At 57.8% G+C, this 13,906-nt stretch carries 17 protein-coding genes; 5 read left to right on the top strand and 12 right to left on the bottom strand.

All coding sequences use genetic code 11. From position 1 onward, the window contains the following. Positions 1–52: 52 nt before the first annotated feature. Together glp and E3E42_RS06845 are read right to left on the bottom strand one after the other, a co-directional pair. Positions 53–1,255 carry a gephyrin-like molybdotransferase Glp gene (gene glp, locus E3E42_RS06850; protein WP_167903559.1) on the bottom strand — a complete coding sequence of 401 codons (1,203 nt, stop codon included), beginning with the start codon at positions 1,253–1,255 and terminating at the stop codon, positions 53–55. 64 nt (positions 1,256–1,319) lie between these two features. Next, on the bottom strand, positions 1,320–1,478 hold the full coding sequence (locus tag E3E42_RS06845; protein WP_167903558.1) for a hypothetical protein: 159 nt from the start codon (positions 1,476–1,478) through the stop codon (positions 1,320–1,322). A 130-nt stretch (positions 1,479–1,608) separates the two neighbouring features. Between E3E42_RS06845 and E3E42_RS06840 the strand changes: the two genes are divergently transcribed. From E3E42_RS06840 to E3E42_RS06830, 3 genes are all read left to right on the top strand, one after another. Further along, on the top strand, positions 1,609–2,373 hold the full coding sequence (locus tag E3E42_RS06840; RefSeq protein WP_167903557.1) for a hypothetical protein: 765 nt from the start codon (positions 1,609–1,611) through the stop codon (positions 2,371–2,373). After that, positions 2,370–4,883 (top strand): CDC48 family AAA ATPase, encoded by a 2,514-nt coding sequence (locus E3E42_RS06835; protein ID WP_167903556.1) that lies wholly within the window; start codon positions 2,370–2,372, stop codon positions 4,881–4,883. The genes E3E42_RS06840 and E3E42_RS06835 overlap by 4 nt, the downstream gene beginning before the upstream one ends. Before the next feature lie 358 nt (positions 4,884–5,241). Next, entirely contained in the window at positions 5,242–5,562 is a 321-nt protein-coding gene (locus tag E3E42_RS06830; protein WP_167903555.1) for a PRC-barrel domain-containing protein, read from the top strand. A 10-nt stretch (positions 5,563–5,572) separates the two neighbouring features. On the opposite strand, the gene E3E42_RS06825 is transcribed toward E3E42_RS06830, so the two are convergent. Both E3E42_RS06825 and acs read right to left on the bottom strand, forming a co-directional pair. Next, complete coding sequence (locus tag E3E42_RS06825) at positions 5,573–6,280, bottom strand: metallophosphoesterase (RefSeq protein WP_167903554.1); 708 nt, start codon at positions 6,278–6,280, stop codon at positions 5,573–5,575. A gap of 90 nt (positions 6,281–6,370) precedes the next feature. After that, complete coding sequence (gene acs, locus E3E42_RS06820; protein WP_167903553.1) at positions 6,371–7,765, bottom strand: acetate--CoA ligase alpha subunit; 1,395 nt, start codon at positions 7,763–7,765, stop codon at positions 6,371–6,373. Positions 7,766–7,963: 198 nt separating this feature from the next. Here acs and E3E42_RS06815 point away from each other — a divergent pair, with 198 nt between their 5' ends. Together E3E42_RS06815 and fen are read left to right on the top strand one after the other, a co-directional pair. Continuing rightward, positions 7,964–8,452: a phosphate-starvation-inducible PsiE family protein gene (locus E3E42_RS06815; RefSeq protein WP_167903552.1), complete on the top strand. Its 489-nt coding sequence runs from the start codon at positions 7,964–7,966 to the stop codon at positions 8,450–8,452. Between the two features lie 49 nt (positions 8,453–8,501). Continuing rightward, complete coding sequence (gene fen, locus E3E42_RS06810; protein WP_167903551.1) at positions 8,502–9,527, top strand: flap endonuclease-1; 1,026 nt, start codon at positions 8,502–8,504, stop codon at positions 9,525–9,527. 13 nt (positions 9,528–9,540) lie between these two features. Here the strand turns inward: fen and E3E42_RS06805 are convergent, their stop codons facing one another. The 8 genes from E3E42_RS06805 to E3E42_RS06770 form a co-directional block, all read right to left on the bottom strand. Then, positions 9,541–10,440, bottom strand: a complete 900-nt coding sequence (locus E3E42_RS06805; protein WP_058938946.1) for a transcription initiation factor IIB — start codon at positions 10,438–10,440, stop codon at positions 9,541–9,543. 38 nt (positions 10,441–10,478) lie between these two features. Further along, the gene (locus tag E3E42_RS06800) at positions 10,479–10,757 is read right to left on the bottom strand and encodes a hypothetical protein (RefSeq protein ID WP_167903550.1); all 279 of its coding nucleotides are present in this window, start codon (positions 10,755–10,757) and stop codon (positions 10,479–10,481) included. 17 nt (positions 10,758–10,774) lie between these two features. Next, the gene (locus tag E3E42_RS06795; protein WP_167903680.1) at positions 10,775–11,113 is read right to left on the bottom strand and encodes a DNA-binding protein; all 339 of its coding nucleotides are present in this window, start codon (positions 11,111–11,113) and stop codon (positions 10,775–10,777) included. A gap of 59 nt (positions 11,114–11,172) precedes the next feature. Continuing rightward, the gene (locus E3E42_RS06790; RefSeq protein WP_167903549.1) at positions 11,173–12,150 is read right to left on the bottom strand and encodes a hypothetical protein; all 978 of its coding nucleotides are present in this window, start codon (positions 12,148–12,150) and stop codon (positions 11,173–11,175) included. Positions 12,151–12,276: 126 nt separating this feature from the next. Next, positions 12,277–12,729, bottom strand: a complete 453-nt coding sequence (locus E3E42_RS06785; protein WP_139681173.1) for a 30S ribosomal protein S19e — start codon at positions 12,727–12,729, stop codon at positions 12,277–12,279. Between the two features lie 3 nt (positions 12,730–12,732). Then, positions 12,733–13,149: a YhbY family RNA-binding protein gene (locus tag E3E42_RS06780; protein WP_167903548.1), complete on the bottom strand. Its 417-nt coding sequence runs from the start codon at positions 13,147–13,149 to the stop codon at positions 12,733–12,735. Between the two features lie 62 nt (positions 13,150–13,211). Then, complete coding sequence (locus E3E42_RS06775; protein WP_167903547.1) at positions 13,212–13,610, bottom strand: type II toxin-antitoxin system VapC family toxin; 399 nt, start codon at positions 13,608–13,610, stop codon at positions 13,212–13,214. A gap of 1 nt (position 13,611) precedes the next feature. Continuing rightward, positions 13,612–13,854 carry an AbrB/MazE/SpoVT family DNA-binding domain-containing protein gene (locus tag E3E42_RS06770; protein ID WP_167903679.1) on the bottom strand — a complete coding sequence of 81 codons (243 nt, stop codon included), beginning with the start codon at positions 13,852–13,854 and terminating at the stop codon, positions 13,612–13,614. Positions 13,855–13,906: the final 52 nt, after the last annotated feature.

Below are 13,906 nucleotides of genomic sequence, written 5' to 3'. Positions count from 1 at the left end.
GGTGGAGGAGTTTAAAAAAGGTTTTGATGGGAAATTTGGAAGAACGGCAGCCTCATCCGAAGAACGTAACTTCCACATCTTCACCCGCATCAAGTATCTCGACGTTCTCCGGCACCTCTATGAAGCCGTCGGCGTCGATGAAGCTCGTGACCGCTCCGCTTCCCTTGAGTATCGGCACCGCCTTTTCGTCCTCTATCCTGACCGGGAGGAACTGACGCCTGCCCTTGACCGAGAAGACCTTGTGGGCGAGCTTTTTCCTGACCTTCCTGACCTCGCTCTCCCTGCCAAGGAGCTTCCTGAGGAGCGGAGCAACGAGAAGGGTGAAGTTGGTGAGACAGCTGGTCGGGTAGCCAGGAAGGCCGAAGATTGGCTTCCCGTCTATGAGGCCTATTATCGTGGGCTTGCCCGGCTGTATCGCTATGCCGTGGATTTTCACCTCCCCGAGCTCCTCGATTATCGAGCTGGTGAGGTCCCTTATCCCACCGCTCGCGCCACCGCTGAGGATTACCATGTCGCAGCACTCGAGGCCTTTGAGGATTAGTTCCTTCAGGCTTTCACGGTCGTCCCTGGCTATTCCAAGGAAAAGGGCCTCGCCACCGAGCTCTCTAACCGCGTCCGCTATGGCGCGGCCGTTTATGTCGTATATCTGACCGTACCTCAGCTCAGTCCCTGGGAGAACCACTTCGTTTCCTGTGCTTATCACGGCAACCCTGGGCTTCCTGAAGACTTTGACTTTCGAGAAGCCGACCGCCGAGAGAAGTGCGGTGTCCTTGAAGGTCAGCCGGGTTCCACGTTTGAGAAGGGCCTTCCCCTTCGGGATGTCGGCTCCAGCCTTCATGACGCCGAGGCCAGGGTAGGCCGGTTTGTAGATGACCACCTCGTCGCCTTCCCTGTCCACATCCTCGAACTGTATCACCGCGTCGGCGCCCTTCGGCAGCGGTGCGCCCGTGGAGATGTAAACGCTCTCACCGGGCTTGAGCTCCACCGTCGGAGTGTCGCCTGCGTTTATCTCTCCGACAACCTTCAGCCTCACCGGCTCGCTCTCGCTCGCCATGAAGGTATCCTCGGCACGAACCGCGTAGCCGTCGACGGTTGCCCTGTCGAAGGGCGGAACGTCTGTGGGGGAGCTGATGTCCTCAGCGAGAACCCTGCCGAGTGCCTCCTCGAGCGGAACCTCTTCGACATTGGGTTCAAGGGGGAATGAATCAATAACCTCAAGCGCCTTTTCCAGAGGAACGACCTTCAGGAACGCCATTCTATCACCGGCAGAAAAGATGGCGGCTTGCTATAAATGGGTTGCGTAAAAGGAAACGTTTAACTCACCATTCCTCGTCCTCTTCCCAGTCTTCCTCCTCCCACTCGGATTCCCAGTCATTGTCCTCAAACTCGTCATCCTCCAGGTCCCACTCCTCCTCTTCCTCGAAAAGCTCTTCCCCTTCGAACTCCTCGACCTTCTTCTTTTTCTTAGGAGGCTGCATCCCGATCCCCGTTTCTACCTCCCGATAATGGCTTATAAACTTTTTTCTACCAATTTAAAGCGTTTCATGGCCAAATTCTGTGATTCGGCCGGTTAGAAAGGTTTTTAATTGATGAAACCAAGTGGGAATCATGAGAGTAGCCATCGTAACGAGCGACGCCCGCGTTTACTACACCGCCACCAAAGTGCTGAAGGAGTACGGCATACCCTTCCACAGCCTTCAGGTGGGTGAGGAGATTCCTTTCGATGTTGAAGTGGTCCTCACGGGGGAAAGAGACTACAAAAAAATCCGGTTTCCGGTTACGGTTATTGTCAGGGATGAAAACTTCATAGACGAACTCCTGGCGAAGCTCGAAGGCAGGGAGAGGTTTAAGAGGATTTACATCGCCATAGACCCCGGGGAGAGGCCCGGGCTGAGCGTTGTCGCGGATAACCGTGTGCTCGAGGTTCACCACCTGAAGAGCCCGCGCGACGTTGAGGTAATCCTCAACCTGCTGGACAAGTACCCCGGTGCTAAAATCAAAATCGGCCACGGCGCCAAGAGGCAGAGGGTGCTCATGCTCAGGGCCCTCGCGGACGTGCTCGGCTACGATTACCCCCTCGTAGTTGTGAATGAATCGAGGACCACCCCAAAGGTGGGCGGCATAGAGGTGTCCCAGGTGCAGGACATCGTGGCGGCCATAAACATAGGCCTGCGCGAGGGAAAGGAAGTCCCCATAGGCGACCTGCTTGAGGTTAAGGAGCCAACAAAGCGCGAGATAGAGGATATAAAGAGGCGGAGCCGCGAGCTGAGTGGAAACATCACGATATCTTCCAGACTGGCCCGCGAAGTCGCGCTGGGCAATCTAACGCTGGATGAGGCGATAGACAGGCAGAAGAGGAGGCGGTCAAGATGATCTTCGGTAAGGATGAGGAGAGGTACGAGAAGATTAAGCTCCGCGTTGCAGAGGCCCTTAAGAGGGACGTCGGCAGGGGAATAGTCCGCTTCGACAGGAAGTTCCAGAAGCAGCTTGGGGTGGAGCCGGGCGACATCGTGGAGCTGATAGGCGACCGCACAACCGCCGCGATAGTCGCAAACCCGCACCCGGACGACCGGGGACTGGACATCATCAGAATGGACGGCTACATCAGGAGGAACGCCGGGGTCAGCATAGGCGACTACGTGACGGTAGCGAAGGCCGAGGTGCAGGAGGCAAAGAAGGTCACCCTTGCCCCGGCCCAGAAGGGCGTCTTCATCCAGATACCCGGCGATATGGTGAAGCAGAACCTCCTGGGAAGGCCCGTGGTGAAGGGGGACCTGGTGGTCGCCAGCAGCAGGGGGGAGACCTACTACGGCGGCTCGCCCTTTGACGAGCTGCTCAGGGGGCTCTTCGAGACAATGCCCCTCGGGTTCGGGGAGCTGAAGTTCGTGGTGGTCAGCACCAACCCCAAGGGCGTCGTCCAGATAACCTACAACACCGAGGTTGAGGTCCTCCCGCAGGCGGTTGAGGTGCGCGAGGAGGCCATCCCAGAGGTCACCTACGAGGACATCGGCGGCCTGAACGATGCGATTCAAAAGATACGCGAGATGGTCGAGCTTCCGCTCAAGCACCCGGAGCTCTTTGAGCGCCTTGGAATTGAACCGCCGAAGGGTGTGCTCCTCTACGGTCCGCCCGGAACCGGTAAAACGCTGCTTGCGAAGGCCGTTGCCAACGAGGCCAACGCCCACTTCATAGCCATCAACGGTCCGGAGGTCATGAGCAAATTCTACGGTGAGAGCGAGGAGCGTTTGAGGGAGATATTCAAGGAGGCCGAAGAGAACGCCCCCAGCATCATATTCATCGATGAGATTGACGCGATAGCCCCCAAGAGAGAGGAGGTCGTTGGGGAGGTTGAAAAACGCGTTGTCAGCCAGCTGCTTACTCTGATGGACGGCCTGAAGGGACGCGGAAAGGTCATAGTCATAGCAGCTACCAACAGGCCGGATGCCCTGGATCCAGCCCTCAGAAGGCCCGGACGCTTCGACAGGGAGATAGAGGTGGGGGTTCCCGACAAGAAGGGCAGGAAGGAGATACTCCAGATACACACAAGGGGGATGCCCCTCGAGCCGGATTACGACAGGGAGACCGTCCTCAGGGTTCTGAAGGAGCTCCTCAAAAAGAAAGCCTTTGACGAGGAGGTTCTCAGAAAACTCGTGGAGCGCATCGAAGGGGCCAGGGACGGGGATGAGATAAAGGAAATCCTGAAGAGTGCGAGCGAGGTTTACCCTGAGGTCAGAACCCGGCTCATCGACAGGATGCTCGAAAGAATCGCGGAGAAGACGCACGGCTTCGTCGGCGCAGACTTAGCCGCCCTCGCCAGGGAGGCCGCGATGGTCGTCCTCAGGAGGCTCATAAACGAGGGCAAGATAAGCCCCGAACACGAGAAGATACCCCCCGAGGTTCTCCAGGAACTCCGTGTGAGGAAGGCGGACTTCTACGAGGCCCTCAAGATGGTCGAGCCGTCGGCGCTCAGGGAAGTGCTCATCGAGATGCCGAACGTCCGCTGGGAGGACATAGGCGGCCTTGAGGGGGTAAAGCAGGAGCTCAAAGAGGCGGTCGAGTGGCCGATGAAATATCCCAAGGCGTTCCAGAGGCTCGGCATTGAGCCACCGAGGGGTGTGCTCCTCTACGGCCCGCCCGGAACGGGTAAGACGCTCCTGGCCAAGGCCGTGGCGACGGAGAGCGAGGCCAACTTCATCGGTATCCGCGGCCCGGAGGTTCTCAGCAAGTGGGTGGGCGAGAGCGAGAAGCGCGTGAGGGAGATATTCAGGAAGGCAAGGCAGGCGGCTCCAACGGTGATATTCATAGACGAGATTGACGCGATAGCCCCCGCCAGGGGCATGGAGGGCGACCGCGTTACGGACAGGCTCATCAACCAGCTCCTCACCGAGATGGACGGCATAGAGCGCAACAGCGGTGTGGTCGTCATAGCGGCGACCAACAGGCCGGACATCCTCGACCCGGCTTTGCTGAGGCCGGGAAGGTTCGACAGGCTGATACTCGTTCCGGCACCCGATGAGAAGGCCAGACTGGAGATACTCAGGGTCCACACGAAGCGCGTTCCTCTTGCGGGGGATGTAAACCTCCGTGAGCTGGCGAAGAAGACCGAGGGATATTCCGGTGCCGACATCGAGGCCCTCGTCAGAGAAGCGGCCCTGCTGGCGATGCGCAGGATAATGGGAGAGATGCCGGTGGAGGTCGTCGAGGAGGAGAGCGAGGAGTTCCTTGAGAGGCTCAGGGTTTCCAGGAAGGACTTCGAGGCGGCCCTCAAGAAGGTACGCCCGAGCATAACGCCCTACATGGTCGAGTACTACCAGAACTTCGACGAGAACAGGAAGAAGAGGACCGGAAAGAAAACGGAGGGACCCGACTACTACACCTTCTGATTTCCCATTTTCTGTGATTTCGTTCTTTTCCCAATAACTATCTTTTGGGGAACATCTGCAAAATTAATCCTGTCGAAATCCTTAAATATTTCCCGGTCATTTAAACAACGGAAAGTCCCTCGGGAGTCCGCCTGTCTTTAATGGTATTCCCCGTACCCCTTTCCAGGGTCTAAACTCCGGGGAATTCGAATGATAACCCCAATCCGGTTTGCCGGTGGGGGTAACGGGCCTGGGGCCGGGCCTGTGGTGGGAACCGAAACCGGCAACGGGAATAGGTGATGAACCCACAAACCGATGGGAGATATGTTCTCCCAAAGGAGGCCGGACGATTAAACCGGGGGATATCGAGGTGACGAAAATGGTCAAGATAATGGCTTCCAAGCTTAGGGACGTCGAGCTCATAACCGACACCGGGGTAAGGCTCGGCTGGGTCTACGATCTCAGCTTTGATGAGGAAACCGGCGATATTCTTGTGATAGTGGCCGAGCCGGACGAGGACCTCGACACCGGCGAATTCGTCACGGATCACGAGGGTCTGCTCCTCATCCCCGTCAGCGCCGTTAAGAGCATCGGTGAGGTCATAATCATCGACTCGAGCAAACTCGCCGTCAAATCCAAGCTCAGAAGACCACCTTCCTCCGTGAAGGTCTCAGGGGGATCCTCCGGCCTCGGACGGTGATTCCTCCTTTTCAATACCCCTCGTACAGCCTCTCCGCCAGGAAGCGGGGCAGGTCGGCATCAAGTATCTTTCTCGCCGCTTCCTGAACGTCGTACTCCACCCTGCGGAACTCAACGTTATCAGGGGGCTCCCCATCGGTGTCGATCAGTGCACATGCCGCCCTCCAGTCCCCGTCCCTGGGCTGCCCAACGCCTCCGGGGTTGATGATCCTCCTGCCCCCCAGCACCCTCAGCATGGGCACGTGGGTGTGGCCGACCAGGAGATCGTCCTGACGGACGTAGCTCAAAACCGCTTTGAACTCCTCATCCGGGAGCCATGGAAAGAGGTACTCGTCCAGCGGGGCCCTCGGGGAGCCGTGGATGAGGAGGTAGCTCCGGCCGGTGTCGTCCGTAAAGAGTTGCCTCACTGGGAGTCTTCTGAGAAATTCGAGGTTTTCAATGCTCATCACCCGCTGGTGCCACCTGACGGCTTCCCGCGCGTAGGGGTTGAAGCCCCACTCCGCTCCGAAGGCTATAGCGTTGTCGTGGTTGCCGCGGACGCAGAGGAAAGTCCTTTTCTCCATCCGCTTCCTCACGAACTCAACGACCTCGTTTGGCGAAGCCCCGTAGCCGACCAGGTCGCCCATGCAGAGTATCGCGTCGGCCCGTTTAACCTCCCGCCAAACGGCTTTCAGCGCTTCGATGTTGGAGTGGATGTCGCTTATGAGGGCGATGAGCATGGCACTCCCCTATGTTTATATGGGAGACGCACGTTAAAAACACTTGGGAGGACTGGAGAACAGCGAAGAGATTTAGAAGAAATGAAAAAATCACTCCCTCCTCTGCCTGGCCTTCCAGTTGCTCCACTTGTAGAGGGCCGCGAGGGACTTGATGGCCCTCTCCGGCTCCGGATAGGCCGGGATGCCCTCCTCGTTGAGCATGTCGATGGCTTCCTTGGCCTCTATGCCGCCGACGATTGCAACGACGAGGGGCTTCTTCCTGCCGCTCTCGTTGTACTCGCGGATGACGATCCTGGCCAGGTCGCGCGGGTCGAGCACGGCGGTCTGGCAGTAGAGCACGGCCACGGCGTGCATGTTCGGGTTCGCAAGGGCGTCCCTGACGGCGCCCTCGTAGCTCTCCGCGCCGGCCATGCCGGTGAGGTCAACCGGGTTCTTGTAGCTTCCGAAGGGCGGCATGTGGTTGGCGAAGACCTTGAGCTCCTCGAGGTCGTCGTAGAGGTGCAGTCCCTCCTCCTCGGCGGCATCGGTGGCCATAACTCCTATTCCACCGCCGTTGGTGAGGATGACGACGTTCTCCCCCTCCGGCTCCGGGAGGTTGCTCAGAGTCCTGGCCCAGTCGAAAGCCTCGCCGATGGTGAGGGCCCTCAGGACGCCGCTCTGCTTGAACGCTGCGGTGTAGATGCTGTCAGCGCCGGCGAGCGAACCGGTGTGGGAAGCGGCTGCTTTGGCACCGCGCTCGCTCCTTCCGGCCTTGATGATGATTATCGGCTTCTCCTTGCTGACCTCCCTGGCAACCTCCATGAAGCGCCTCCCGTCCTTGACGCCCTCCATGTAGATGAGGATGGCCTTGGTGTTGTCGTCGGTCTTGAAGAACTCGAGAAGGTCGGCGTCATCTATGTCGCTCTTGTTTCCGACACTGACGACGGCTGAGAGGCCGACCTTCTCGAGGATGGTCCAGCCCATGAGGGCTATTCCCAGCGCACCGCTCTGGCTGATGAGGGCCAGGTTGCCCGGCATGACGTCGGTGGGCCCGAAGGTGGCGTTCATCTTGGCGGGGGTATAGACGACGCCGAAGATGTTCGGGCCGAGGATCCTCATGCCGTACCTGTGGGCGGTCTCGACTATCTGCCTCTCGACCTTCTTGCCCTCCTCTCCGAGCTCGCCGAAGCCCGAGCTGATGATCGGGAGAACCTTAACACCCTTCTGGCCGCACTCCTCGACGACCTGCGGGACGAACTTGGCCGGGACGACGATGACGGCCATATCGACCTCGTCCGGAACGTCGAGGATGCTCTTGTAGGACTTGAACTTCTTCCCGTTTATCTCTATCTCAACACCCTTAACGTTGACCGGGTATATCTTGCCCTCGTAGCCGTACTCAACGAGGTTCTTCATAACAGCGTAGCCGATCTTGCCCGGCTTCTCCGAAGCGCCGATAACGGCGATGCTCTTCGGTCTGAAAAGTGCCTCAAGGTTCCTGTCCATCTCAATCACCTCACTCCGATGAGAGTCACATTTTCCCGTCCGTAAAAGCGGTTATAACTTTTCTCCTCTCTTTTTGACGATGAGGGAATCGACGGACGTTAAAAGAACCAGAGGTTGGACACCGTTGATTTAAAACCCGGCCAAAACTCCAAAATCCTTATTAATCCCGACGTCCAAACCAACAATTCAGGTGATAGCGTGAGGACTTTCGGAAGCAGGGCCGAGCGAAGGGCCCTACGACTGCTGAGCATTCTCTTCGACTTCGTTGTCATAGCCCTCGGCACGCTCACCATGCTCTATGTCGTCAGGATGATACTGGACCTGGCGATAAACTCACTGGTCAATTTCGCGCCAGAGCAGGCTCTTCAGGGCATAGTCCTCGTCCTCATCTTCCTCGAAATCTTCGAGATAATCGTCATGTACATCATCTACCACCACGTTCCGATGAAGAACGTAGTTGAGATAGGCGTGCTGGCGCTGGTAAAGGAGCTCCTCATAACTCTCGACCTCACGGAACTCGGCTGGGGGGTGCTCCTCGGGATGGCGGCCCTCATAGCCGCTATGGGCTGGGTGTACACGCGGGAAAGGCAGCGGGAGGACAGCTACAAACGCTTCCTCATCGAACACGGCATCACCGAGGAGGACGCCGACGAGCTGACTAAGACCCTTGGGGAGGTCGAAGAATAGACAAACCCTAAATAGGGCCGTGACGTTCTTCCCATCAAGGGGTGATTGTATGGGCGTACAGATAGGCGAGCTCGTTCCTAGGAAGGAGATAGAGCTGGAGAACCTCTACGGAAGGAAGGTCGCGATAGATGCCTTCAACGCGATATACCAGTTCCTCTCGACCATTCGTCAGCGCGACGGAACGCCGCTCATGGACTCCCGGGGAAGGATAACCTCCCACCTCAGCGGGCTCTTCTACAGGAACATCAACCTCATGGAAGCTGGGATAAAGCCGGCGTACGTGTTCGACGGCAAGCCGCCGGAGTTCAAGAAGAGGGAGATAGAGAAGCGCCGCGAGGCAAGGGAAGAGGCCGAGGAGAAGTGGTACGAGGCCCTCGAAAGGGGCGACCTCGAAGAGGCGAAGAAGTACGCGATGCGCGCAACCCGCGTAAACGAGGGGCTCATAAACGACGCCAAGAGGCTCCTTGAGCTGATGGGAATCCCGGTAGTCCAGGCGCCGAGCGAGGGTGAGGCCCAGGCCGCCTACATGGCGGCGAGAAAGAAGGTCTACGCCTCCGCCAGCCAGGACTACGACTCGCTCCTCTTCGGTGCGCCCAGGCTTGTCAGAAACGTCACGATAACCGGGCGGAGAAAGCTCCCGGGGAAGAACGTCTACGTCGAGGTCAGGCCGGAGCTGATAGTTCTGGAGGAGGTTCTCAAGGAGCTCGGCATAGACAGGGAGAAGCTCATTGAGATGGCCATCTTGGTGGGCACCGACTACAATCCGGGCGGGATTAAAGGCATCGGGCCGAAAAAAGCCCTAACCATCGTCAAGCGCAGCAAGGACCCACTGAAGAAGTACAACAAGGACAGCGACGTTGATTTGTACGCCATAAAGGAGTTCTTCCTCAACCCGCCGGTTACCGATGAATACGAGCTCAAGTGGCGCGAGCCGGATGAGGAAGGAATCCTCAAGTTCCTCTGCGACGAGCACGACTTCAGCGAGGAGAGGGTGAAGAACGGTCTTGAGAGGCTGAAAAAGGCGGTAAAGGCGGGAAAGCAGGCAACGCTGGAGAGCTGGTTTGGGAAGCGCTGACCTTTTCTTTTCCTCAAACCGGTATCTTCAGGTTGAGCTTGTCCACGAGCTCCTTGTAGCGGTTCCTCACGGTGACCTCGGTGACGCGCGCTACCTCGGCCACCTCGCGCTGGGTTCTCTTCTCGTCCTCCAGTAGGCCGGCGATGTAGAGTGCAGCCGCAACCAGGCCGGCCGGGCTCTTTCCGCTTGTGAGTCCGCGGTCGTAGGCCTCCTCGAGTATCGCGATGGCCCTTCTCCTCACCCTCTCACTCAGGCCCAGCTCGTCCGCGAACTTGTTTACGTAGTCGGTTGGCTTGACGAAGAGCTTCTTTGGCGTGAGGTTGAGGTTCCGGGCTATGAAGCGGAAGCTCCTTCCTATCTCCTTCTTGTCAACGCGGGAGATGTCGGCTATCTCGTCGAGGGTTCTCGGGACCTTCAGAAGCCTGCAGGATGCGTAAACGCATGCCGCTATTACGCTTTCAATTGAACGGCCCCTTATAAGCCCCTTCCTCACTGCCTCACGGTAGAGCCTCGCGGCCTCCTCCTCCACGTGCCTCGGGAGCTTCAGCTGGGAGGCGATTCTATCCAGCTCGCTCAGTGCGAACGCGAGGTTACGCTCGGCGGCGTCGCTGACGCGGAGGCGGCTCTGCCACTTCCTGAGCCTGTACATCTTCTCACGCATCAGTCCGGAGAGGTTCCTGTCGATGCCGATGTCGGTTGAGAGTCCCTTGTCATGAAGGAGAATACTCTCCGGGGCTCCAACGCGGGCACGCTTCTCCCTCTGACTGGCGTCAAAAGCGCGCCACTCCGGTCCCGTATCAACGACGTTCTCCTCAATAACGTAACCGCAAACCTTACAGATTATCTCACCCCTACCCGGGTCGTATATGAACTCCGTCGAGCCGCAGACCGGGCAAACCCTACGATTGCTCACTCCAACACCCCCAACCGGCCGGCTATTTTATATAGCCCTTATAAACCTTCGCCTTTTTTAACCACGTAGCGGAGTAACCAGGCGAGGTCCTCGCGCTTGAAGGTTATCCTCTCCAGAATCCGAACGTCCCAGTCCTCCTCAACGATATTCGCGTAAATCCAGAGGAAAACGGGGTCGTCGTCGGTTCCAACGTGGAGGTTGCGGTAGAGAAGATCGACCGTCCCGTCCTTGTTCTTCTTCACCGAGACGGCCTTCCAGGTGTCCAGACTAACCTCTCCCTTTTCGTCAAGGATCTCCACTATCTGCCTGGCGTCCATTGGGTCACCTTCCGGGCTCACCACTTAATCGTGTAGTCCCTGCGCGTTCTCTCGTCTATCTGGGCCAGAATCCTCTTGAGCTTGGCGTCGTCGATGGGCTCCCTTATCTGGCCCGCCTGGTAGAGCTGGACCAGAACGAGCTCAACCTGTCTCGCGAGCTCTGGCTTGACGAGTTTAACCCTGCCAAGCCTCTCCCTGGCCTCGGGGGTAAGAATTCTCCGCATTATGGCATCGAGCTGGGCCTCAAGCTCCATCTCCTGCCTCAAAGCCTCCTCCTGGGCCTTCTGCTGTTCGAGGTACTTCCTCTGAAGTTCCATGAGCTTGCGCTTCCTGATCTCCTCTATGTCCTCAGCCATGGCCCTCACCTCCGGGTTAAGATTGGGGAGGGGGTTAAAAGGCTTTGCGTTTCAGGGCTTCACCTTCTCCCCAGGGTCAGGATGAGAACCACCGCCCCAAGGACCGCCACGACGAGCCACACCGCCGTTGTGAAATCTTCGGATGGTTCAGGGCCGCCGGAACATTGGGAATAATTGAAACTGACCCACCCGGGCCAAGAAGCTGACGACCCCGTATAAGCGGGTTCTACGAGGGTGTACACCGCGAGAGTTCCGCCGCGATAAAAGAGCAGTGGAACTTCGGAGGGATTCTCAATGGGAATCGAACTGTTGTCCGGGTGATGACCGGGAACGTAGTAGATGAGCACTCCACCGGCGACCGGAACCGCCGCGAGATGCTCGAGGTCCTGCCTGGAGTAGTATTCCTCCAGCTCCGCGAGGGGTATCTCGTACCGCCCCCCACCGCCCTCAACCACGAGGCTCTGACCGGAGATGCTGACGTTGAACCCGGGTGGAACGTAAGAGACGTGCTCCCCGGCGGGCTCGTTTACCCTGAAGAAAGCGTCTTCGGTAACGCGGTAAACCTCAAACGTCCCGTTGCGGTGGGCAACGTAAACGTCCGGCGGGCTGAGCCTCACGCTTCCGAAACCCTGGCGGAGTTCACCCAGCGTGCGAACGCATTTCTCTTCAGGCATGAACCAGAACAGATGGGTGCCGTTGAAGACGAGCCAGGCGTTGGAGGGCAGATCTGGGAAACCCGGAGGTACAAAGGCGACCGGCAAGTCCCCGGCGTATCCCGATCTTCCAACGTAGCTCAGGGAGGTGCCGTTGAAGTGGTAGATGTCAACCCAGGCGGAGACCGGTGCGGGGGAACAGCACGGCTCGGTTCCCGGGCACTGGCACTGATAGTCATAGAGCCACCAGGTGGCCAGCAGGAAAGCGTCCTCGCCGTTGGAGATGACCGTTATGGAGCTCAGACGGAACTCTCCGGCACTCGCAAGAGGGAGGATGAGCAGATACAGCACAGCAAGGACCGTGAGGGTTTTTCTCAGCGGCATATCCTCACCTTAGGTAGCGTTCGGGGTATCAATCGAAACCCATAGAAAAATTCGAGGTTGCCCTAAAAACATTTCCTGGCATAGACAGCCGGCAGAAGGGGGCAGAGGTTTGAAAAAAGGCCGAGCTCAGTACTTCTTGAGCTCGGGTATCTGCTCCTCGAGCTCCTTCTTGAGCTCGGTGGCAATCTTGTCAAGGAAGCTCTGTCCCTGCGGGGTAACGACCCTGCCCTCTCCCGGAACCTTCTGGACGAAGCCGGCAGCCTCGAGCTGCTGGAGGGCCTTCCTTATGATGCTTCCCCCGGCCTTGTAGAAGTGCTCCGGGGCGTGGCCGCGGTTTTTCCTGCCGCCGTACCAGGTCCTGAGCCTCTCGATGCCGACCGGGCCGTCGACGTAGACCTTCCTGAAGACGCTGGCAACGCGGTAGTACCACCAGTCGTCCTGCTCCGGGATTCTCTCCTTGTGCCTCCCGGTCTTGACGAACGGGGCCCACTCGGGCGGCTTTATAGCCTCTATCTCCTTGAGCTTCTGCGCAACCCTCTCAACGAGCAAATCACCGGGAACGTCGTAAACGGTCGCCATCCTTCAATCCCTCCCCTTCTTGAATTTCCTCCTGAATTGAGCGATATCGAGCCTGACTTTCTTAACGGGCTTCTCCTCCCGCTTTTCCTTCGAAAGCTCCTTTCTCTGGAGCTTCCTTAAATACTTTTCCCAACCTTCCCTCGGTTTGAACAATATAAACCTTTTGCCGCGCACGTCGATGAGTTCGCTGTCGGTCATTTCCGCGACTTTTCTGGCCAGGGTCTGCCTGTCGAGTCCAGTGTTGATAAGGGCGCCCTTCCTTATCTCAACCTTGAGGATGCCGTCCTTCTCCAGCTGAGTCCTTATCTCTTCGATGACACCCTCATCAAGCCCTCGCTTGCCTATCCACGCCCGTGGAGGGATATCGTAGTATCTCGCCCGCACGGCGCGTCTCACCTTACCCGGTAAGCGTTTCTCCATCTCTCTCACCTCTAAGCCTCTCGCGGTTTGCTGAAGGCCTTATAAAGGTTGGCCTTTTAAAGCTAATCCCCAAAATGCTGCATCGCTTCCTCGGGAGTCAAGACCTCGGGGAACCACTCGAAGTGCTTCTTGTTGTAGGTTATGAGCGGTGCGTTGAGCTTCAGGGCCAAAGCCCCTATCATGTAGTCCCTTGCGTTCTCGGAGAAGTCCCAGCGACCGAGGGCCTTTTCAACAGCCAGCCGGGCCGATTCGACGTCAAAGGCCATGACCTTAATTCCAATCGCCCATAGAAGGGTTTCAAAGTTCTCAAGCGCGATTCCAAAGTCGCCTTTCTTCTTGGCGATGTGGTAGAGGTACTCGGTGTAGGTTACTGTGCTTATGAAGGGCTCTAGGCTTGAGGATTTGAGCCACTTGAGAAACCTCCAGTTGTTAAAGGCGTTGGTATCCAGGACGACCTTCATCTCAGTCACCCAGTTCCTTCAGGGAGCCTTCCACTCCCTTCCCGAGTCCCCGTCTGAGGTCATCAACGGTCTTCTCCACGTCCTTTGCCAGCTCGGCCATCTCCTTCAGGAACTCGTCGAGGGGTTTTATCACATACCCCTCCGTGGTTCTCACGAAAACGACCTCGTCCCCGGCGTTGATCCCAAGGGCCTCCCTGACCTCCTTGGGTATCGTGACCTGGTATTTCTTCGTGACAACGGGCATTACATCCACCAATCAGGTATTACCCAACTCCCCTAAAACCCTTTCGGGTCAG

It is taken from the genome of Thermococcus sp. JdF3 (assembly GCF_012027495.1).
Lineage (GTDB): Archaea > Methanobacteriota_B > Thermococci > Thermococcales > Thermococcaceae > Thermococcus.
This window is presented reverse-complemented; position numbering and strand designations above follow the sequence as displayed.